We start from the raw sequence: 20,627 nt of genomic DNA on the forward strand, positions 1-20,627 counted from the left end.
TTTTCACACAGCCTGACCCCAAAGCTGCCATCACGAATTCAGGGTCTAAACTGCCACGTAGACAACTCAAGCCTAACGCGGCAGCATAGCTTTCGAACTTTCGTTTATTCTATGTATTCTAGTCGGAAGCTCCGACAATTCGGGACTTACCTAGAAATAGGTTGCCATCTACCAAGTAAGGTCTTAGCTTTTTAAGCCTGCGATAGTAAGCAAGTAAAACGCGCAATTGATGTAGGGCGTCGACATTCAGATAATCAAAGCTACTTCGATAATCATCCCACTTCATCAAGTTAAAGAAGAAGTCTACAAACTCTTTCAGGCGGGTCAGGATTTCAGGGGCGAGAGTGGCCGACATTGCCCTTTCGTCATCAAATCCGGATATTTTGTTATCTTTGAAATATCGGTAAACGGTCGAATAATACTGCTCCAACGCCACGAAAGAAGTTTCATCAAAAATCTGATGGGCGGATGTTTCAATCCTGCGAGCAAGATCAGACAACAAGTTGAGCTTGATGTGTCCTGGAGAGGCAAACTGAATCTCTGATACTTTCGCTCTGTGAATAGATGGTGTTACGGAATTTAATCCAGTGAAGAGGTGGACCGCACTGAACCCCCCAGTCCAACTGCCTGCAAGTTTACTCAAAGCACCGTGTACTGCTGGGCGATCAAGATGCTCCAGCCCATAGTGAAATGAATAAAGCTGCTGATATATCTTAGGGATTAGTGAAAAATCATCTATGTACAGCTCGCCATCCAAACCAAGAAAATAAGACTCTGTGATCTCCTCAGCCAACTTTTCCGCCGCTGGAGTTGCTATCTCAGGAGTCAGGTACGAGTCAATTTCAGGTAAATACGCCTCTGGTAGCTTGTCCCAGTTTGTACGAAGAAAGCCACTGCGCTTTGCGGATATACCGGTATGAAATATAACTATCCACTCAGACTCTACATATATATCCCTTAGTGTTATCTGTTGCTCCAGATAATCTCGAAGAGACTTTCGGCTCACTGGTATAATGCACCAGCGATTACGAATTTCAGTACAGTCGAGCCAAGCGTACAACAAGTCATTGCCGGACTCGCTTTTATACAGGCTCAATAATGGGCCTTCAAACTCAATCAGATCAGCATTCCACTGATGCTTGGAGAGAGTTCGAGCATCTATTTTTTGACCTTCAATGCGGAGAAAACTCATGGAATTGCTCGCACTGTGGACACGTTATTATGAACGTTGCCCGTAGTGTACGGGTGAAAGTCAAAATGGCCGTAACGATCCGCTGCAGTACAGGCTCCGTCATTGGGTGTAATTAACAAATTGGCTACATGTCCACCAAACACCTTACGTGCCATGCGAAAGCTTTTTTGAACGCTTTGGAAAGCACTTACGCTTTGGGCATACGACATATGCATAGATAGGCCCCAGCAGGAGCACTTCTCGACTGGGTCAGAGGCCCGAAGCAAGCGAGGAGGGTTTCGAACGGCCACCGGAGCGAAACACTGCGTACTAACGGGATTTGCTACCCACCGCCACGCATCCCGTTGAATCGGAGATGTCCCTGCTGGTGGACATTGATATCCATTCGCAGACAGCTGCGCGAGCTGGGCGCTATACGTGTAAGACATAAAGTTCCTTTTTATGGTTCGGCGGCCCGAAATTTAAGGCATTACGCCATCATTTCATACCGGTAGCATTTCCGAAAGTAACAATGGCCTCGGACACGCCGCTCGCCGACGACTGGCAGGCTAAAGGTTCAATCACCCTAGGTTTGATAGACACAGCTGAGCGGTTGCTTTTGGCCGTTCTCTGCTGAGCATGATTACAAAGCGTGCTGGTCAAATCCGATGCAATCTATGGTCAGGTCAAATGCAACCGGCTGGTTAAGTGGAGTGCAAATTCGCAGTAGCTTGCGCTTTAGCCAAAGTCGGCGGGCCGGCCGGTAGTGTCCCTAGTTCGACGTCAGCCCCCTGCGCGCGCATGGCACTGCGGCGCTCAGGGTGGTCACGGACGGGGTCACTCTTGATTAAACTTGAGCCTGAACTCTAGCGCAGCCTGGCTAGGGTGGTCTGATTCGATTTCAGGAAGGGTCAGAAGTTGTCCTTCCAGGGATGCGTACTCGCTGTTTTTCAGCCGATCCGAAATTCGAATCGACAAATTTTCTGGCTCGACCCAGAGCATCCCCAAATCGAACAAGGTGTGAATATCCGCTCGTAGTAACAGGCCGTTAGAGACCACGTCAGTCTGGTCCCCCAGGTAGGGATGGATATGTGCGGCCTCAAGTACTGGCTCGACCTCACATTTCGTCATGGCGCAACGCCCCTTGTAAGCTTTTAGCAGCAGTTTCCTAAATCGAGTTTGGCCGCGTCGCCGAACGATTGAGGCGAGAGTCCGCTCGCGTGCGTCCCTGACGTCGGAGGGGTTGAACGCGCCTTGGGCGTCTTCCTTTCGCTCAATTTCCTTCAGGTCGGTATCAATGCTCTCGGTGCGTTTGCGTTTTAAAATGAAGGCGGTGGGCCCCGAGCCCGAATCGCTTTCGTAAGAGAAAGCGCCCTCGTATCGGAAACCTGCGCCGGAGTGCTCGTATTTTTCACGGCGATAGAAGACCAGTAGTTCCAGCCCACGGTCCTTGTGCTCGCGAACTAAGTGGTCTGTTCGCCCCATGAGCTGCCCCTGCATACCCAGAATGTCGCCCGTAAGAGAATCAACGTATTGGGTCCGGTCAGATGTCTTCTGCTCGGTCACAAATAGCCAAACCGAGTCGTATCCCTTGGGTCGAAAAATGCCGTTGTTGAGGGTGGCGTCTTTGATGTCGAAAAGTTGTCTGAGATCTTTCCTTGTGTAGATAACATCAGGTTTGAGCCGCTCAGATGATAAGTTTCCCATATGGCTTCCAGTTCCTTTGATTGATCATAAATAGTCGGACACAAGAGTGGCGGTAGTTTGTGTGTGGTGCCAACGAGAAGTTGATATTGGGAACTGCAGGCGGAAATACTGAATTATATAGCCTGCTAGGCATTGGCGAAGGCCCCCTAGGCGACAAATTTAACAGTGCACGTAGACATGGCCTTGCTTGTCTACTGACTGCATTTGGCCGATTCTGTTGAAAAAGTCGGCCCTGGTTTCCTCGGCAGAAAAGCACGCGCGTGAGATTGAAATCTTAACTTTGAGCAGAAGAGTCGGGGCTCAGATTTGGCGTAGCGACGTGCAAAAAAAGCGTTTCAGCGGTCAGCATGGGGCCAGCCTGGAAAAACCGACTTTTTCAACAGAATCGGCCGATAGCTGTCTTCCGCGAAGGGCGGCTATGGGTTGTGGATTCAACCGGTCTCACTCAGAGATTGAAAACCCATGTTTTTTGTAAACGACGAGTGAGCAGCCGCACGGTCAGCAAATAGTAATACCGCGTCGCCTCGCTGCGTCGATTTAGGCGATGCTCAAGAAACCAAGCCACATGCTTTTTCTGCCAAGCCCAAGGCGTCTGTCGCTGCCAGCGCTCTGAGATTTCAGCTTGGATGATTCTCGCCTGCCGCAAATGGCGTTGCCGTGTGGCGTGCGATCCGGTCAGCACGCCAGCTAAGAATAATTCCATATCGGATGGCTTACTCATGTGCGTCCTCCAATGTAGGCAGCGACCACATCGATCCGACCGTGCCCCAGCTCATAGCTGATTTGCCTCCGTGTCTCACGATCAAGGCGCAGATCTAACTGGTAGCATTTACCGCCGTTGATAGGCGCGCGGTGTTGGGTGATTTGCTCGTAGCGGTCACATGCGTACGCCGCTCGTAGTTCATGGAAGCCTTTGAGGTTGTGTCCATGGAGGATGTCCCGCGCTGGGCGGATAATATCCTGCAGAACATTCAGGTAGCTTTCGTGTGGCGCAATCAGGTTGCGGCTACCCTCTGGCGACTCCTTCTCTGCATATCCAAGCGCTACTCGAACCGCATCGTTCACCGTAATCCAACGGGGTGCCGAGGCACCGCTTCGACCGCCCTTGGTGCCGTCCTGGATGTTGATCTTGCCGATGTCTCTAGCCTCACGATTTAGTCGTTGCAGGTCAGCCAAGATTGCCTCACGCAAGCGCATGCCGGTAGCTCGTGCCAACAGAATGATCGCGGCGGCCCGTCGCTGATCTCGATTACAAAGCGCGTCGACGATTTGCTTTACTTGTCCGCGGTCTTGGCCCTGTGGCACCGAATGACGAACCCCGGTGCGCTGCATACCCAACGCCTTGCTCGGACTTGGCAGTTTCACATGCTGATCACCGCGAAGCGCTGCCATGGTCCTGTTAACGCTGGATAGCCGGTTGTGTGCGGTGCTGACAGCAAGGTCACCGCGCCTAACCAAGTCGCGCAGATACGTTGCGTATTCCGCCAACATGTCACGATCAATCTGCCGCGCATCATTGATCCTTGGCCCCTGTTCGGAGCGGCACCACTTTACGAATGCCTGCCACCGATCACTGTGTGCCTTGACCGTGCCGTAGTGGCCACCGCCGAACATATCTTTTAGCGCCTGCGGCCCTGCGTAACTCAATTGCCTGCCGTAGCCGAAATTGCGGCCATCGCGTCTACCCACCAATGCCATGTCGGTCACCTCATCTTCCGTTCTTCGATCCTCGCCCCACGTCATCCCGCCAAGAATGCTGAGTGTTATCAGGGATCAAGGCCCCTGCGACCTGTGAGGGTGTCCACTAATGCGGGACTGGCAGCTCCTTACGACCGGGAGCAAGGGCATCTCATGATCTGGCCTCCTGAGCACCGTTACCGGTGGGCGGGTGGAGGTGGCACTGGCTGACGAGACCAGTGCCGCGAGATCCTGAGCCGGGTGAAAGCAGCAATGCGATGACCGGGGCATGCCTGACTGTCAGTCAGGTGCAGTCCATTCCGTGGTCTGCGGCACCATCATCTGCCGCGCTGTTGCTGGTGACATCGGCGTTTGTCACGCCGATTGTCACGAGGGGGATTGCCGCAAAGCCCTGTGCGATCAGGGCTGCAGCAGTGTTAGAAGTGCCCGTCTCTTTCCGGGAGAAAGAGACGGGCGCAGGTTGGCGCAAGATTCGGCCAAGCGGATAGCTTGCTGCAGGACAGCGAGGTACGGTGTAGCTGGCGCACTAGGGCCATGAGATTAGAGAGCATCCATCACCGAGTGAGGTGACCGGGCGAGCTGCCGGATGCGAATCGCCTTTAGGGAGAACCACCGCGGGAGCGGCGTGACCTTGAAGGTTCTGGCCACCTGGGGTGCTGTCATCGACAGCGCTTGCACGGCCAGTTCTACGCCTGTGGATACACCCGGTCAAGGGTCGAAACCCACCGCTTCTTTGGACTTTCAGGGCGGTTATCCACCTGTGGAATTCCTTGGTAAGCCCCGGACAACGTCGTGGCTTTTAGCTTTTCAAAGTGAGGTCCTTCCAAACAGGGCGGCTTTGCAGCCCTGTTTGGAAGGACCCGCGCTTACAAGCGGATAAACGAGGCTGCTTTCCCTGAATCTTGAGCGCTCAGTTGCTGTCGCCGCCGTTATTGCGCCTCTACAGCGCTAGCGGATCGGCACCACGTTCTTGTCTCTGACTTGGCCGTATGCTGAGGCGAGCAGGCTACCGGTGGCGGCTTTCTGGATGTGCTCACTCCACCAGGCCATCATCGGACGCCGGCGCTCAATGTAGTCGGCGCGGTTGTAGGCGCTCCGCACCTCATCCTTGTCGACGTGCGCCAGTGCGACTTCAATAAGCTCCGGGTCCCAGCCATGCTCATTCAAGATGGTGCTCGCCATCGAACGCATGCCGTGGCTGACCAAGCGATCCTGGAAGCCCATACGCTTCAACGCCATGTTGGCAGTTTGGCTATTGGCGTGGGTGCGCGGATTTCTGTCTGCCGGGAAGACGTATTCGCGATGGCCGCTGTGAGACTTGAGTGATTCCAGTAGTGCAACAGCGTGATCACTCAACGGGATGCTGTGTGGACGGCGCTTCTTCATTCGCTCCGGAGGGATGGTCCAGACACGCCTCTCAAAGTCGATGTCTGCCCAGCGAGTAGTTGCCGCCTCGGCAGGGCGAGTCATGGTATGCAACTGCCATTCGATCAGACAGCGGGTCGTGCGTTTGATACTGGCGTTCGCGATCTCCAGCATGAGCTCGGGGAGCTCTTCGGGCGGGAGCGCGGCCATATTTTCTTTCTTGGGCTTCTTGAAAACCGCTCGGATGCCGCTGAGTGGGTTGGCGAAGATCAGGCCTGAGTTCACTCCGTAGGTCATGATCTCGTTTAGCCGCTGGCTAAGACGCTTCACCGTTTCCAGGCTCCCTTTCGCTTCGATCGGACGAAGCAGTTCGATCACCATCGGCGCGGTGATTTTCGCGAGTGGCGTCGTCTTCAAGTCGGGAAGCACATGTAGCGTGAGCGACCGCCAAATGTCTTCAGCGTAGGCCGGCGTGACCGAGTCTTTCTTAAGCTCGAACCAGGCGGCGGCCACGTTCTCGAAGGTGTGTTCCGTTTCTGCGCGCTTGGCTTCATTCAGCGTATTGCGCTGCACCTTCGGATCGATGCCCTGGGCGAGCAGCTCTCGCGCTTCGACTGCCTTCTTTCGTGCGTTCGCCAGTGACAGTTCGGGGTAGGTCCCGAAGCCGATGTTGATGCGCTTTTTGGTGCGCGGTTCGCGGTAGTTGAAATTCCACAGCAACGAGCCGTTGCTGCGTACGCGGAGCTGCAAACCGTCACCGTCGGTGAGGACGTAATCCTTGGACGCGGGTTTGACTCCCTTGAGCTGTCGATCGGAGAGGCGGAGGTTTTGGGCAGGCATGAGATTGTCCTCAGGCACTGATTCGGTATTCCAAAGATTAGCACCGGATGGGCTGGAATACCGTTTGGAATACCCGAATGGCTGGAACTCAAAAAATCTCAGAGGACCGCAAAAGCGCTGGAGGCCGCGTATTTACTGGATCGCAGGCACAAAAAAAGACGTCCTTGGACGTCTTTTTTTGATCATTTGGTGGAGCCGGGGGGATTTGAACCCCCGTCCGCCAGTACTCCGCTGTCGGTACTACATGCGTAGCCGTGTCTATTAAGTTAACCCTCAGCGACCCGACGGGCAGGGTGCTTTGGGCGAGTTGTGTAAGTTTTAGCCGCTTCGTCCACAACGTACTGCACGGCGATTCTGTTCTATATGACAATCACTTTGGGTTTACAGACATCCCCTGATGATTGCTGGACCCGAAGGTACCAGAAGGGAAGGGCTAAGGCTGCTTACGCAGCGAGAGCGTATTCCCCGTAGGTTTCGTCATTGGCAACTATAGAAAGTTGCAACAGTGGATTTACGAGTTCTGTTACCAACTCGGCATGCACCTAAAGTTTCGCAACCGGCGTCGAATCCTAAACGGCCCCGAGCCTGTTGCTCTGTGAATCAAAGTGAGCAACAAGCCTGCGCAGTGTACGCCAACACACGTCAGAAGGCCAACCCGAAGGTGGCCGCGAGTGATCATGGGTTGGGTTCGTTGCTCAGTTTGTCAGCGCCAATGCCTGGATGGCCTCGGTGGCGCATTTCTTGTCGTCCCCGGCGGCTTTTGAAGTTTTGGCGCTGGCCAGCAGTCTTTTGATCTCCGGTGCGTTGGTGGAGGTCGTTGGTAGCGCATTCACTTTGGCTTCGAGCTCCTGCAGCTTGCTGGTACAAAGGTCGTTGTCCGCTGCAAATACGGGAGAGGCCAACATTGCAGCAGACATGACCAAACCAGCGAGTGCGGTACATTTCATGGATATCTCCTTGTACTGATGGTCTCGGTGCTGCCGTATGAGCGGGCGGCTCGGCCGAGTCGAAAAACAAGCCACGATGGATGAGGCCTACTTAAAAGACCACGGCGCTGCGCAGGAATTCGGTTTCTTGAGAAAGGCTATGAAAAAACTGTTTGTCAGAAGCAATGAGCAATTTCGCCAGCTGCTTCAGATCGCGTTATGGCTTAACTGTGCAGCCGCCAGCCTGTTGCTCTTTGAATCCTGATGAGCAACAAGCTTGCGCGGTATACGCCAACAAGGCCCAGATGGCCAACCCGAAGGTTGGCCTTGTGCTGGGTTACTTCCCGCCTTTGTTCGCGTTCTTGAGTTGCTGGATAGTTTGTTCGGTCTCGGCGATGCAATCATCTGTCCCTTCCTTGGTGCCTTTTGCCTGATCGGCTTTGGCTTTCGTGACGCTTTCCATTACCTGATCAGCCATCTCCGGAGGAGTCTGTGCCTTGGCATTTTCGATGGTTTTCAGGTTGACCGTACAGAGGTCGTCAGCGGCAAACGAGGTGGACGCCATCAGCGAGACAGTAACGAACAGACCTAACAGTACAGAACGTTTCATGTGTATCTCCTTGAACTGAGGGTCCAGACATCGCTGGCCGTCAGGACGGGCTGCCGAGTTTGGGTAAAGCCCGGTAACGTCCGGGCTTATTCTGTGGACTATGGCAGCGCATCAGGGTTCTGTTTTTCTTGCAAGACCCTCGCCTGCGTTACCCGATCCACCAAATAGACTAGCCCGTGGTAATCAATTCCGCCGTGCTGCGTCAGACCGATCTCACACGTGCGGCTGGTCGAAATCCCCTCGCTGCACTGCTGCACCGCATCCTTGAGCGTGCGCAACGAATGTGCGTTCAGTTCCGGCGTAGTAAAGCCTTTATCCCCTGCAAAACCGCAGCAGTGAATGCCTTCGGGAATGACCACGTTTTTGCTGCATTTACGCGCCAGATCAATCAGCGCCTGACTTTCGCCAAGGTGCTGCGTGCTGCAAGTGACGTGCACCGCAATCGGCGCTTCCTGCGGTGTGAAATCGAGGCGATCCATCAAGTGCGTACGGATGAAGCGCACCGGGTCGTACAGGTCCAGGCGCACATCGCCCAAGTCCTGAACCAGCCGTAACGTACACGGACTGGTGTCGCAGTAGATCGGGTCGAGCCCGCCGCGACTGGCGTGCAGCAAGGCGCCGATCAGCTCCTGGCGTTTGTGTTCGGCCTGTTCGGCGTAGCCTTTGGAGGCGAACGGTTGACCGCAGCAGAGGTTGTCCAGGTTGTCCGGAAAGACCACTTGGTAACCGGCCTTTTCCAGCAGCCCACGGGTTTTGTCGTACAGCGACATTTGCTCTTTATCACCCGCCGCCGGGCCCATTGCCCGCGACACACACGCCGCCAGATACACCACTCGAGGGCGATCGTCCGACACGATCGGGCTGAAACGAATGGCTTTTTCCGGTTGCGGCATGGCATTGGTCCATTGCGGAACCTGACCTTTGGATAGGCGCGTCAACGTCGCCGACAGTTTTGCCAAGCGTGGAGCCCCCAACAGCATCCGCGCGCCATTGGCCACGTGCAGGGTGAAACGCGCGCCTTGCAGCGCAGTGGCGAAATTACCTTCCAGCCAATTGGCCGTTTTCGTATGAGTTGCCTGCCGACTACGGAGCTTTTTCACCAGCTCGCCGGTGTTGATTCCTACAGGGCAACGTTGCGCGCAGAGGCCGGTGGCGGCGCAGGTGTCGATGCCTTGGTATTCGTAAGCGGCTTCGAGTTCGGTGGTGTCCACGCCAGCGCGTTTCTTCGCTTGAATATCACGCCAGATCACGATGCGCTGGCGCGGGCTCAGGGTCAGTCCTTTCGACGGGCAGACCGGTTCACAGAAACCGCACTCGATGCACTTATCCACAATCTCATCGGCGGCCGGCAACGGCTTCAGGTGCTTGAGGTGGATCTGCGGATCCTCGCTGAGCACCACGTCCGGGTTGAGAATACCGTTGGGGTCGAGCAGGCGTTTAAGCTGCCACATCAACTGGTAGGCATCGCTGCCCCATTCCAGTTCGACAAAGGGTGCCATGTTGCGCCCGGTGCCGTGTTCAGCTTTCAGCGAGCCGCCGAACTCCACGGCTACCAGTTGCGCCACGTCGTCCATGAACGCCTGATAGCGTGCGACTTCTGCCGGGTTGTTGAAGCCTTGGGTGAAGACGAAGTGCAGATTGCCTTCCAGCGCGTGTCCGAAAAGGATCGCTTCGTCGTAGTGATGTTTGTCGAACAGCTCGATCAGGCGGTTTACGCCGGTGGCCAGTTGTTCAACCGGGAACGTCACGTCTTCGATGATCACCGTGGTGCCGGTTTTGCGCACGGCGCCGACGGCGGGGAAGGTGTCTTTGCGGATCGCCCAGAGCCGGGCGTTTTCCACCGGGTCTTCGGTGAAGTCGACTTGTTTTTCCACCGGGAAAGAAGTCAACGACGCCATGATGTGCGCCAGTTGTTCCTGTAGCAACGTGGACGATGCGGCGCGGGATTCGATCAGCAGCGCGCAGGCATTGTTCGACAGTTGTTGTACGAAAACGGGCATGCCGGGTTTGTCCTGCACCGAACGCAGACTGCGTCGATCCAGCAGCTCCACAGCCGACACCGGTTGGCTTTTCAGCACAGTCACGGCGTTGCAGCAGGTTTCCACATCTGGAAACACGATCAGCGCTGAGGCCTTGTTCGGGTGGTCGATCACCGTGTCGTAAGTCACCGCGCTGATGAAACCGAGGGTGCCTTCGGAGCCCACCAGCAAGTGGCTCAAGATATCCACAGGCTCGTCGAAATCCACCAACGCATTGAGTGACAGCCCGGTGGTGTTTTTCAGACGGTATTTGTGGCGAATTCTCGCCGCCAGTTCGGCATTGGCGCGGGTTTCGCGGCCCAACGTTGCCAAGCGTTCAAGCAGTGACGCGTGGCTCTCACGAAACGCCGCAACACTCGCCGCATCTTCGGTATCGAGACGGCTGCCGTCGGCCAGCACCAGACGAATGCCAGCCAACGTGTGATAGGTGTTTTGCGCTGTACCGCAGCACATGCCGCTGGCATTGTTGGCGACGATGCCGCCGATTTTACAGGCATTGATCGACGCCGGGTCCGGGCCGATCTTGCGCCCGAACGGCGCCAGCCACGCGTTGGCCTGCGCGCCGATCACGCCCGGTTGCAGGCGGATTTGCGTACCTTGCCCGCGAATCTCGCGACCGTTCCAGTTATCCCCCAGCACGATCAACACCGAGTCGCTGATGGCCTGGCCGGACAGACTGGTGCCGGCGGCGCGGAAGGTCACAGGAACTTGATCCCGTTGCGCGAGTTTGAGCAGCGCGACTACCTCATCTTCCGACTCGACACGAATCACCAGTTTCGGAATCAGCCGGTAGAAACTGGCGTCGGTGCCAAAGGCCAACGTCGACAACGGATCGTCGAAACGTCGCTCCAGGGGAATCAGTTGCTGCGCATCTCGCAGGAAAGCCGCGGGTAGATTCATTGGTCCTCCAGGATCATGACCACGAGGTCTTTCGGACCGTGAGCGCCGTAGGCCAGGACCTGCTCGATGTCAGCGGTTTTTGACGGACCGGACACCAGCAGGGCGTTGGTTGGCATGCCTTGGGCCCACTCGAATTCCTGCTGCACTTGATAGAAGTTGTCGCGGATTTCACTGGCCTTGAGCAGGGCGAAATGCACGGGCGGCACCAGGCTCATCAGGCGCGGTTCTTCCCGCGTCGGCCAGAGAATCAGGCTACCTGTGGCGGCGATTGCGCCGAGGGTGCCGGTCAGGCTGGCCGGCGTGTCGTTGAACAGTTCGGTCTTCCATGCTTCAACCGGACGGTCGTAGGACTTGAGCGTTGGCAGATCAGGATTTTTCGCCCAGTGCTGAGTGACGCGTTGCCCGTGAGGCGTAGTCGGTGCAATCAACAAACTCGGCAACTGACGGTCCCGCAACAACTGAGCAAGCAACGAAGGCCAGCCTTCGCCGGACGTCAGGTGGATTTCGGTGTGCACCGCTTCCATCAGTTTGCGCAGCTGTGGGATGCGTTGCTCGGCCGTGTAGGTGTAGGGCGCTGTCACCAGTTCGACGTCGAATTCGTCAGGCACTGGTGTGGTCCCCGCGAGACTGTTCCGCAACTTGGCGAGGATATTTTGCTTGGCGCTCATCAGCGATCTCCCTGTTTGGCCAAATGCTCGCGGGCCATGTCATGCAGTGAGCGGGCAGCGGGTTTCGGTGCGCTGTGGTTTTGCGTCCAGGGACCGACGTTACTGGGTGCCAGTGCTCGCAATCGAGTGGCGAAGAAGCCGAACAGTCGATAAAGCGTGGGTGAGCTGTTGAGCTTCGCCCAGGCATTCCAGATAAACCGTTCTTTGCGCGAGTACTTGCTGCCCTGGCCGCGCATCACTTGATGAGGGCTGTCCGGGGCTTTGACGTTCTCTTCCCGTAGGCGACGCAGCAGCGCCGGGATCGGAATTTTTACCGGACAGACTTCACCGCAGGCGCCACACAGCGACGAGGCACTCGGGTGGTCCGGGACTTTCGCCAGGCCGACCATGTGCGGGGTGATGATTTTTCCGATAGGCCCAGGGTAAACCTCCCCATAGGCGTGGCCGCCGATTCGGGTGTAGACCGGGCAATGATTCATACAGGCGCCACAGCGGATGCAGTTCAGGGTCTGGCGCAATTCGCTGTCGGCGAAGGCTTGGCTGCGACCGTTGTCGAGCAATACCAGGTGCACTTCCTGAGGGCCGTCGAGTTCATGTTCCTTGCGCGGGCCGGAGATCATGTTGACGTAGGTGGTGATCGGCTGGCCGAGGGCTGAGCGGGTCAGCAGTGACAGCAGCGGCACCACATCGCGCAGGTTTTCCACGACTTTTTCGATGCCGGTGACGGCGATGTGCACCGGTGGCACGGTGGTGGTCATGCGCCCGTTGCCTTCGTTTTCCACCAGCAGCAAGGTGCCGGTTTCGGCCACGGCGAAGTTGACGCCGGAGACGCCGATGTCCGCTTCGAAGAATTTCTGCCGCAAGACCTTGCGACCGATCTGAATGAGTTGGTCAACGTCCTTGGTGTATTCCACGCCAAGTTTGTCGTGGAACAAGGACGCGACCTGACCGGCATTCTTGTGGATCGCCGGCATAATAATGTGTGAAGGCTTCTCGTGGTCGAGCTGGACGATGTACTCGCCCATGTCCGATTCCAGGCATTCAATGCCCTGTTCAGCGAGGAAATGATTCATTTCCATCTCTTCGCTGACCATCGATTTGCCCTTGATCACTTGCCGCCCCTCGTGAGCGCGGATGATCGAGAGGACGATGCCATTGGCTTCGTCCACCGTTTCCGCCCAGTGCACTGTCACACCGTTGCGGGTCAGGTTCTGTTCAAGCTGCTCGAGCAGGTCGGGCAACTTGGATAACGCACGGGCACGGACAGCATTGCCCAGCGCTCGCAAATGTTCTCTTTCGTGGGCATCGCTGAAGGACGCTGCCCGTTTGGTCATCAGCGAATCCATCGCCGTGCGAAAGTTATTTCGCAGCTGCTTGTCATCCAGCGCCTTGTGAGCGCGGATGCGAAAATCTTCTTCCACGGCAACCGTAGGAATAATCGCGGAAGCGTTCATAGAACACCTCCGGTTCGCTGCCAAAGGAAGCTGGCCAGGTGTTGGCCCCGCAATGCTTCCTTCTGTTTCTCCAGCGAGCCGTTGATGTTCATCAGGCAACCGCAGTCGGCACTCAGTACCTTGTGCGCGCCGGATTCCTTCAACGACCGGGTCTTGTCAGCCACCATCGCGCCGGAAATGTCTGGCATACGGACGCTGAAAGTCCCACCGAAGCCACAGCATTCACTTTCATGGCTGTGGTCGACTCGTTCCACGTTACGCAGCTGCGCCAACAACTCGCGGCCATGCAAGTGGGTGTTCATCTCACGACGTGCCGAGCACGACGTGTGCAACGCTACTTTGACTGGCTCGCCACTGTCCTTGAGCTGCACCTTGCAGACGAACAACAAAAACTCGGCCAGTTCATAAGTCCGGGCAGCCAGCGCCTGAACCTGTTTCAGCGTGTCCGGCTCGTCCTTGAACAAGTCGGCGTAGTGTTCGCGCAACATTCCGGCACACGATCCCGACGGCACCACCACCGGATAGTCCCCGGCAAACAGCGCCAGTTGCGAGCGTGCCACGGTCCTCGCCTGCTCGGTGTAACCCGAGGTGTAGGCCGGTTGTCCGCAGCAGCTTTGCCCCTGTGGATACTCGACACGAATGCCTTCGCGTTCCAGCAAGTGAATCGCGTCCATCCCGGCTTCGGGGTAGAACAAATCCACCACGCAGGTTCCGAACAGGTAGACCCGTGACGGTTTCTCGCTGGGGTATTGCCTAGGCTCGGGCAGTGGCGGGGCGACGCGGGTCGCATTCGGCACAGCGTTGTAAAAAAGCTCGCTCATCAGGCGTGTCTCCGGGTGGTCCCGGTTATCCGTCTGTCGAGGCTGCTGAAATATAGAGTGGCAAGCTTTCAGCAGCCTTACAGACCGGGTTGTGAATAGCTGACGCCGGAATCGTGGTCCGGCGTCGGTTTTTGCTTTTTTATCGTGTAGTACTTAGTGCACCAGCATGCCGGTGAACCAGTAGGCCTGAGCCAGGGTGATCAAACCGACGATCGTTGCAAAGAACAGGCTGTGCTTGAGGGTGAAACGGAACAGATCCGATTCCTTGCCCACCAGACCGGTCGCGGCGCAGGCGACGGCGATCGATTGTGGCGAGATCATCTTGCCGGTCACGCCACCGCTGGTGTTCGCCGCAACCAGCAACACATCGTTGACGCCGATCTGGTGCGCAGTGGTCGCTTGCAGCGAACTGAACAGCGCGTTGGACGAGGTATCGGAACCGGTCAGGAACACACCCAGCCAGCCGAGGAACGGCGAGAAGAACGGGAAGGCTGCGCCGGTGCCTGCCAGAACCAGCGCCATGGTCGAGGACATGCCCGAGTAGTTAGTGACGAAGGCAAAGGCGAGCACCATACCGATGGACAGAATCGGCCAGCGCAGCTCGTAGAAGGTCTCTTTCAAAGTGGTAAGACCAGTTTTGACATTGATCTTCAGTATCAGCATCGAGATCAGCGCGGAGAAGAAAATCGCTGTGCCGGTCGCGGAAATCGGATCGAGTTTGAACACCGCCGGGATAGCGGTCGGGGCGGCCACGATCGGTGCGACCTTGATCACCATTTGGTCCAGGTGCGGGATTGCGAAGTTGAACACCCAGCTGTACATCGACCCGCCAGCGGCAAACATCGCCTTGAAGGGTTTCAAGGTCCAGATGGTCACCAGCACGGTGAGGATCAGGAACGGTGACCAGGCTTTGAGAATTTCACCGAAGCTGTAGGGCGAAGCCACGGTGCTGCGCGGCAGGCCGAAACCGCCAGCGCTGGCGCTCACCACAGAAGCCGAGACGGCACCGACGATGTGTTGGCCTGCGGCGCGTTTGGGTTGCCAGACTTTCAGGAACAGTGTCAGGGAAATCAGGCTGACCAGGGCCGAGGTGATGTCCGGCAGTTCCGGGCCGATGAAGTTCGACGTGAAATATTGGGTGATGGCAAAGCTCAAGCCGGCCACCAGTGCTGCCGGCCAGGTTTCGCGAACGCCGCGCAGGCCATCCATCATGAACACCAGCCAGAACGGCACAAACAGCGACAGCAACGGCAGTTGGCGGCCCGTCATGGCGCCGATCTTGAACGCGTCGATACCCGTAACCTGCCCGGCGACAATGATCGGAATCCCCAGAGCGCCGAAGGCAACCGGTGCGGTGTTGGCGATCAGGCACAGACCCGCGGCGTACAACGGGTTGAAGCCCAGTCCTACCAACAGTGCGGCGGTAATCGCGACCGGCGCACCGAAACCGGCGGCACCTTCCAGGAAGGCGCCGAAGCAGAAGCCGATCAGCAGCACTTGCAGGCGCTGGTCGTCGGTAATCGACAGCACCGAGCTGCGGATCACTTCGAACTGACCACTCTTGACCGTCAGTTTGTAGAGGAATACCGCCGCCACGATGATCCAGGCAATCGGCCACAGGCCGTAGGCGAAGCCATAGCCGGCGGCGGCGAAGGCCATGTCGACGGGCATCTGGAAGGCGAAGATCGCCACGGCAATGGACAAGGCCAGCGTGATGCTCCCGGCCACGTGTCCTTTGAGTCGGAACACGGCCAATGCCAGGAAGAAAAACACGATGGGGATAACGGCTGCGAGCGCGGACACGCCGAGACTGCCGAGCGGAGAATAGAGCTGTTGCCAGGTTTGCATATGGGGTGGCCCCTAATTGTTGTTGGTCAGGCACTGGTCAGCGTTCTTGGATAATTGGTAATACCAATTTACAATCGCTGTTGGCTAGGGTAAAAGCGTTGTAGGCGGCGTGTCAATTTGCCGCCCTAAAACTTTTGTCGAATGCGCGGTGCAGAAGTCATTTGGTCCGCTCGACCAAATGCCGTCTGGCAGGTGCTGACACAGCCCTGATAGGCCAGAATAGACACCCCGGCGAGCCGTCGGGATCGTGGAGAAATGAGTTATGGGGTTTGATCAGATTCGTCAGCGCCGTTTGTCTGACGATATTGTCGAGCAGCTCGAGGGGATGATTCTCGAGGGCACGCTGAAGGCGGGTGAGCGCTTGCCGGCCGAACGTGCGTTGGCTGAGCAGTTCGGCGTGTCACGCCCCTCGTTGCGCGAAGCGATTCAGAAACTGGCGGCCAAAGGCTTGCTGGTCAGTCGCCAGGGCGGGGGCAATTATGTGGTGGAGTCGCTGGGGTCAACCTTCAGCGATCCGCTGCTGCATCTGCTGGAAAGCAACCCTGAAGCGCAGCGCGATCTGCTGGAATTTCGTCACACCCTGGAAGCCTCCTGTGCCTATTACGCAGCCATGCGTGCTACGGACGTTGATCGCGAGCGATTGACCGCGGCCTTCAACGAATTGCAGGACTGCTATACGCGTCACGACGAGGTAAGTCGGGCGGAAGAGGGCGCGGCGGATGCGAAATTCCACCTGGCCATTGCTGAGGCCAGTCACAACGCGGTGTTGCTGCACACCATTCGCGGGTTGTTCGATCTGCTCAAGCGTAACGTGGTGACCAACATCGGCGGGATGTACAAGCAGCGTACGGAAACCCGCGACATGCTGATCACGCAGCACCGGGAGTTGTACCTGGCGATTATTGAAGGAAGGGCCGAGCAGGCGCGGGAAGTCTCCAGTCGACACATTTTGTATGTGCAGGAAGTGCTGGAAGAAGTGCGTCAGGAAGTACAGCGCATGGCTCGGGCGGAGCGGCGCAAGGGGATGTAGTCAGTAAGTACTGTGGTGATTGTGCGATCGCCTTCGCGAGCAAGCCCGCTCCCACATTAGATCGATGTCAGGCATCAATTTATCTCCAGACAAGGTCCAGTGTGGGAGCGGGCTTGCTCGCGAAGGCGGCTTCGGGCAGAAGGAAAATTAATCTTCCTTGCCCTTGTTGCGCACCGCGCGCTGCAACTCGCGACCGGCGTCGCGCTCGCGTTCGGTATCACGCTTGTCGTATTCCTTCTTGCCCTTGCCCAGAGCGATCTCGCACTTGACCATGTGCTTGCTCCAGTACCAGGACAGGCATACGCAGGCGTAACCTTTTTGCTGCACGGCCGTGGCCAGTTTTTCCAGCTCGCGCCGGTTGAGCAGCAACTTTCGGGTGCGGGTCGGATCAGCGATGACGTGGGTGCTGGCGGTCATCAGTGGCGTAATGTGGCTGCCGAGCAGCCAGGCTTCGCCATCCTTGAGCAGTACGTAACTGTCAACCAGTTGCAGCTTGCTTGCCCGCAGACTTTTTACTTCCCAGCCGGCCAGGACCAGACCAGCCTCGAACTTATGCTCGATGAAGTAATCGTGTCGCGCCTTTTTATTTTGCGCGATGGTCCCTGTTGGGTGTTTCTTCTGTTTAGCCATAGGGGCGGCATTATAGGGAGTTGCAAGCGAGTCGGCTACGGTATCGCTACGTGCTTGAGCAGGTTGATTGAATCCCGGACAATGCGGCCTCTTTTTTGAACGCTTGGGCGTGATAACGATGTCGACAGACAAGGTTTCTGTCCACGGCAGTTGGGCTAGCCGCTGGGTCTTCATACTCGCCGCGACCGGTTCGGCCGTGGGCCTGGGTAGTATCTGGAAATTCCCGTACATGGTCGGTGTCTACGGCGGTGGCGCCTTTGTGCTGATGTTCCTGGCCTGTATCGCGCTGATCGGTGTGCCGGTCATGCTGGCCGAAACCTTGATCGGCCGTCGTGCACGTCAAAGCCCGGCCAACGCCTTGAAGGTTTTGGCGCTGGAAGCCGGGCATTCGGGTAAATGGTCCTGGGGCGCATTCGCCGGGATGATCACGGCCTTGCTGATCCTGTCTTTCTATAGTGTGGTGGGTGGCTGGTCGCTGGATTACATCATCGATATGGGCCGTGGCGACTTCCAGGGTGCAACGCCCGACCAGGTTGGCGCTTACTTCGGCAATGTGATCGCTGATCCGTGGCGCCTGACACTTTGGCACACGATTTTCATGCTGCTGTCGGCCGTGGTGATCGCTAAAGGCGTGGTTGCGGGGCTGGAACGCAGCTTGCGAATCATGATGCCGCTGCTGTTTGTGATGGTGATTGTTCTGCTGGGTTACAGCATGACGACCGGGCATTTCATGGAAGGCGTGCATTTCATGTTTGATTTCCACCCGGAAAAAGTACTCGACGGCTTGCTGCCAGCCATGGGGCACGCGTTCTTTTCGCTGAGCGTGGGTGTCGGTTCCATCATGATCTACGGCGCTTATATGCCAAAGAATTCGTCGATTTCCGGCACCATCGTTGGCGTGGCACTGCTCGATACCTTCGTTTCCCTGGTGGCTGGTCTGGCGTTGTTTCCGATTGTGTTCGCTGGCGGCCTGAACCCAAGCGAAGGTCCCGGCTTGATGTTCGTCAGTCTGCCCTTTGCGTTTGGTAACGTAGCGTTCGGCCAGTTGATGGGCGTAGTGTTCTTCGTGCTCGTAGCGATTGCAGCCTGGAGTTCGGCGATTTCCCTGCTTGAGCCGATGGTGGCTTACCTGGTTGAACGCACGAAAGTCAGCCGCGCCTGGGTGACTTTTTGGCTGGCCTTCATTTGCTGGTTTGTCGGTCTGGGCACGGTGTTTTCCTTCAATATCTGGAAGGAAGCCAAATTTTTCGTGAGCGAAGGCGGGATGTTCCACCTCTATCAATGGGGCGCGGCCGGTGGCCTGGACTTCTTTGGTGTAATCGATTTCTTCACCTCGCGGATCATGTTGCCACTCGGTGGTTTGTGTTTCGTGGTGTTTGCAGGCTGGGTGATGGGCCGTGAAGCGGTACGCGACGAATTGTCGATCCGCAACCCTGCGTTGTTCGCTCTGTCCTTGTTCTTGATGCGCTATGTGGCGCCCATCGGCATTCTCGTAGTATTTGCCGCCCAGCTGTGGAAGTGACGCTGACATGACGACACACATTCAACGTTCGGCCCTGCTGCCGTATCCGGCGCAAGCGCTGTATGACCTGGTCAACGACGTGGCGCGTTACCCGGAATTTCTGCCGTGGTGCTCAACGGCGGAAGTCCTGGAGAGTTCTCCTGAGCATATGCGCGCTAGCGTCGGCGTGGCCAAGGGTGGCCTCAGCCAGCATTTCGTGACACGCAACACACTGGTGCCCGGGCATTCGATCGAGATGAACCTCGAGGAAGGCCCGTTCAATCAGTTGCATGGTGTCTGGGTGTTCAAGCCGTTGGGCGAGAAAGCCTGCAAGATCAGCCTGGACCTGTCGTTCGATTACGCCGGGCCGATTGTCCGCGCGACCCTGGGGCCGTTGTTCAATCAGGCGGCCAATACGCTGGTGGATGCCTTCTGCCAGCGCGCCAAGCAGATGCATGGTTGAGGCCATGATCGACGTTGAGGTGGTGTATGCCGCCATAGATCGTCAGGTGCTTCTCTCGGTGACGGTTCCAGCAGGAGCAACCGTGCGGGCGGCTTTGCTGGCATCAGGCATTGGCGAGGCGTTTTCGGAGCTGGATCTGGCCAGTTGCCCGGTGGGGATCTTCGGTAAAGTGATCGCTGATCCGGACAAGCATCCTGTCCAGGCTGGAGATCGCATTGAGATATACCGGCCATTGCTGGCTGATCCGAAAGAAGTTCGTCGGTTGCGCGCAGTCAAGGCTGCTGAGGCCAAAAACCGGAGTCAGTGACTCGCTCAAATGCTGGACAATAAAAAACCCGGACATGCCGGGTTTTTTATTGCGTCGCAAATTATTGCGGCGAGGTTTCCAAAGGTTCTGGAGTCGGGACTGGAACGGTTTCTACACCGTCGACATCCTTCTGGATCTGGTCCAGCAACGAACCTGGCTTGACCGGTTTTTCTGGTTTCGGCTTCTCGGCGTTTTCTGCTGGCGCAGCAACTGTAGTGCCGCTGTCCTTGCCGAGAATGGCTTCGTCGCGGCTCACGCCTGGCATGAAATCACCAGAGAGGCTGACAAGCTGGTCATTTGGGTTGAAGATAACGCTAATGCGTTCCTGTTGGCGTTCGCCGCCACCCGGTTGCAGGCTGTACAGATAATCCCAGCGATCGGCATGGAACGTGTCGGTCAACAGAGGGTTGCCCATGATAAACCGTACTTGCTTGCGGGTCATTCCCGGGCGTAACTGGTCTATCATGTCCTGCGTGACGACATTGCCCTGCTGGATGTCGATTTTGTAAACCCCGGGGAATGAACAACCGGCGAGTGCGAGCAGTCCCACAAAGGTGAAACTGGTTAGCAAGAGCTTGGTGTTTTGCATCGGTGGGCGACTTCCACTATCTTGGCTGGGACAACGTAAACGCCGATCATACCCGCATTA

19 protein-coding genes and 1 other RNA gene are annotated in these 20,627 nt (G+C 56.8%); 5 read left to right on the forward strand and 15 right to left on the reverse strand.

What is annotated here, in order from left to right; all coding sequences use genetic code 11:
* Nucleotides 1–118: 118 nt before the first annotated feature.
* The 7 genes from KGB03_RS04345 to KGB03_RS04375 form a co-directional block, all read right to left on the reverse strand.
* A complete protein-coding gene (locus KGB03_RS04345) occupies nucleotides 119–1,192 on the reverse strand; it encodes a DUF6575 domain-containing protein (protein WP_223526439.1) in 1,074 nt (357 codons plus the stop codon).
* A gap of 816 nt (nucleotides 1,193–2,008) precedes the next feature.
* The gene (locus KGB03_RS04350; protein WP_223526440.1) at nucleotides 2,009–2,878 is read right to left on the reverse strand and encodes an HNH endonuclease; all 870 of its coding nucleotides are present in this window, start codon (nucleotides 2,876–2,878) and stop codon (nucleotides 2,009–2,011) included.
* 445 nt (nucleotides 2,879–3,323) lie between these two features.
* The gene (locus KGB03_RS04355; RefSeq protein ID WP_223526441.1) at nucleotides 3,324–3,599 is read right to left on the reverse strand and encodes a hypothetical protein; all 276 of its coding nucleotides are present in this window, start codon (nucleotides 3,597–3,599) and stop codon (nucleotides 3,324–3,326) included.
* Nucleotides 3,596–4,576 carry an integrase domain-containing protein gene (locus KGB03_RS04360; RefSeq protein WP_223526442.1) on the reverse strand — a complete coding sequence of 327 codons (981 nt, stop codon included), beginning with the start codon at nucleotides 4,574–4,576 and terminating at the stop codon, nucleotides 3,596–3,598. The genes KGB03_RS04355 and KGB03_RS04360 overlap by 4 nt, the downstream gene beginning before the upstream one ends.
* A 948-nt stretch (nucleotides 4,577–5,524) precedes the next feature.
* Nucleotides 5,525–6,781 carry an integrase domain-containing protein gene (locus tag KGB03_RS04365; RefSeq protein WP_223526443.1) on the reverse strand — a complete coding sequence of 419 codons (1,257 nt, stop codon included), beginning with the start codon at nucleotides 6,779–6,781 and terminating at the stop codon, nucleotides 5,525–5,527.
* 187 nt (nucleotides 6,782–6,968) lie between these two features.
* Nucleotides 6,969–7,362: a transfer-messenger RNA gene (ssrA, locus tag KGB03_RS04370) on the reverse strand.
* A 114-nt stretch (nucleotides 7,363–7,476) separates the two neighbouring features.
* The gene (locus KGB03_RS04375) at nucleotides 7,477–7,728 is read right to left on the reverse strand and encodes a hypothetical protein (protein ID WP_223526444.1); all 252 of its coding nucleotides are present in this window, start codon (nucleotides 7,726–7,728) and stop codon (nucleotides 7,477–7,479) included.
* Between the two features lie 37 nt (nucleotides 7,729–7,765).
* Here KGB03_RS04375 and KGB03_RS04380 point away from each other — a divergent pair, with 37 nt between their 5' ends.
* Entirely contained in the window at nucleotides 7,766–7,972 is a 207-nt protein-coding gene (locus tag KGB03_RS04380; protein WP_218538071.1) for a hypothetical protein, read from the forward strand.
* A 72-nt stretch (nucleotides 7,973–8,044) separates the two neighbouring features.
* Here the strand turns inward: KGB03_RS04380 and KGB03_RS04385 are convergent, their stop codons facing one another.
* From KGB03_RS04385 to KGB03_RS04410, 6 genes are all read right to left on the reverse strand, one after another.
* Nucleotides 8,045–8,317 carry a hypothetical protein gene (locus KGB03_RS04385; RefSeq protein ID WP_111450479.1) on the reverse strand — a complete coding sequence of 91 codons (273 nt, stop codon included), beginning with the start codon at nucleotides 8,315–8,317 and terminating at the stop codon, nucleotides 8,045–8,047.
* Between the two features lie 98 nt (nucleotides 8,318–8,415).
* The gene (locus KGB03_RS04390; protein WP_218538070.1) at nucleotides 8,416–11,256 is read right to left on the reverse strand and encodes an FAD-binding and (Fe-S)-binding domain-containing protein; all 2,841 of its coding nucleotides are present in this window, start codon (nucleotides 11,254–11,256) and stop codon (nucleotides 8,416–8,418) included.
* The gene (locus KGB03_RS04395) at nucleotides 11,253–11,924 is read right to left on the reverse strand and encodes a lactate utilization protein C (protein ID WP_218538069.1); all 672 of its coding nucleotides are present in this window, start codon (nucleotides 11,922–11,924) and stop codon (nucleotides 11,253–11,255) included. The genes KGB03_RS04390 and KGB03_RS04395 overlap by 4 nt, the downstream gene beginning before the upstream one ends.
* The gene (locus KGB03_RS04400) at nucleotides 11,924–13,378 is read right to left on the reverse strand and encodes a LutB/LldF family L-lactate oxidation iron-sulfur protein (RefSeq protein WP_076028708.1); all 1,455 of its coding nucleotides are present in this window, start codon (nucleotides 13,376–13,378) and stop codon (nucleotides 11,924–11,926) included. The genes KGB03_RS04395 and KGB03_RS04400 overlap by 1 nt, the downstream gene beginning before the upstream one ends.
* Nucleotides 13,375–14,199 (reverse strand): (Fe-S)-binding protein, encoded by an 825-nt coding sequence (locus tag KGB03_RS04405; RefSeq protein ID WP_111450476.1) that lies wholly within the window; start codon nucleotides 14,197–14,199, stop codon nucleotides 13,375–13,377. Before KGB03_RS04405 ends, KGB03_RS04400 begins: the two co-directional genes overlap by 4 nt.
* 153 nt (nucleotides 14,200–14,352) lie before the next feature.
* Nucleotides 14,353–16,047 (reverse strand): lactate permease LctP family transporter, encoded by a 1,695-nt coding sequence (locus KGB03_RS04410; RefSeq protein WP_192410111.1) that lies wholly within the window; start codon nucleotides 16,045–16,047, stop codon nucleotides 14,353–14,355.
* 262 nt (nucleotides 16,048–16,309) lie between these two features.
* On the opposite strand from KGB03_RS04410, the gene KGB03_RS04415 reads away from it, so the two are divergent.
* Nucleotides 16,310–17,077 carry a GntR family transcriptional regulator gene (locus tag KGB03_RS04415; RefSeq protein WP_008149047.1) on the forward strand — a complete coding sequence of 256 codons (768 nt, stop codon included), beginning with the start codon at nucleotides 16,310–16,312 and terminating at the stop codon, nucleotides 17,075–17,077.
* Between the two features lie 147 nt (nucleotides 17,078–17,224).
* On the opposite strand, the gene smpB is transcribed toward KGB03_RS04415, so the two are convergent.
* Entirely contained in the window at nucleotides 17,225–17,707 is a 483-nt protein-coding gene (gene smpB, locus KGB03_RS04420) for an SsrA-binding protein SmpB (protein ID WP_008149046.1), read from the reverse strand.
* Nucleotides 17,708–17,825: 118 nt separating this feature from the next.
* Between smpB and KGB03_RS04425 the strand changes: the two genes are divergently transcribed.
* Genes KGB03_RS04425 through KGB03_RS04435 form a run of 3 tightly spaced genes read left to right on the forward strand, consistent with a single transcriptional unit; the run spans nucleotide 17,826 to nucleotide 19,978 of the window.
* On the forward strand, nucleotides 17,826–19,229 hold the full coding sequence (locus tag KGB03_RS04425) for a sodium-dependent transporter (RefSeq protein ID WP_223526445.1): 1,404 nt from the start codon (nucleotides 17,826–17,828) through the stop codon (nucleotides 19,227–19,229).
* Nucleotides 19,230–19,236: 7 nt separating this feature from the next.
* Nucleotides 19,237–19,671 (forward strand): type II toxin-antitoxin system RatA family toxin, encoded by a 435-nt coding sequence (locus KGB03_RS04430; RefSeq protein WP_008149044.1) that lies wholly within the window; start codon nucleotides 19,237–19,239, stop codon nucleotides 19,669–19,671.
* The gene (locus tag KGB03_RS04435; protein WP_223526446.1) at nucleotides 19,664–19,978 is read left to right on the forward strand and encodes an RnfH family protein; all 315 of its coding nucleotides are present in this window, start codon (nucleotides 19,664–19,666) and stop codon (nucleotides 19,976–19,978) included. The genes KGB03_RS04430 and KGB03_RS04435 overlap by 8 nt, the downstream gene beginning before the upstream one ends.
* 61 nt (nucleotides 19,979–20,039) lie before the next feature.
* Here the strand turns inward: KGB03_RS04435 and KGB03_RS04440 are convergent, their stop codons facing one another.
* Nucleotides 20,040–20,567: an outer membrane protein assembly factor BamE gene (locus tag KGB03_RS04440; protein WP_008149042.1), complete on the reverse strand. Its 528-nt coding sequence runs from the start codon at nucleotides 20,565–20,567 to the stop codon at nucleotides 20,040–20,042.
* Nucleotides 20,568–20,627: the final 60 nt, after the last annotated feature.

Origin of the sequence: Pseudomonas sp. BF-B-26 (assembly GCF_019956495.1) — a bacterium.
Taxonomy (GTDB): Bacteria; Pseudomonadota; Gammaproteobacteria; order Pseudomonadales; family Pseudomonadaceae; genus Aquipseudomonas.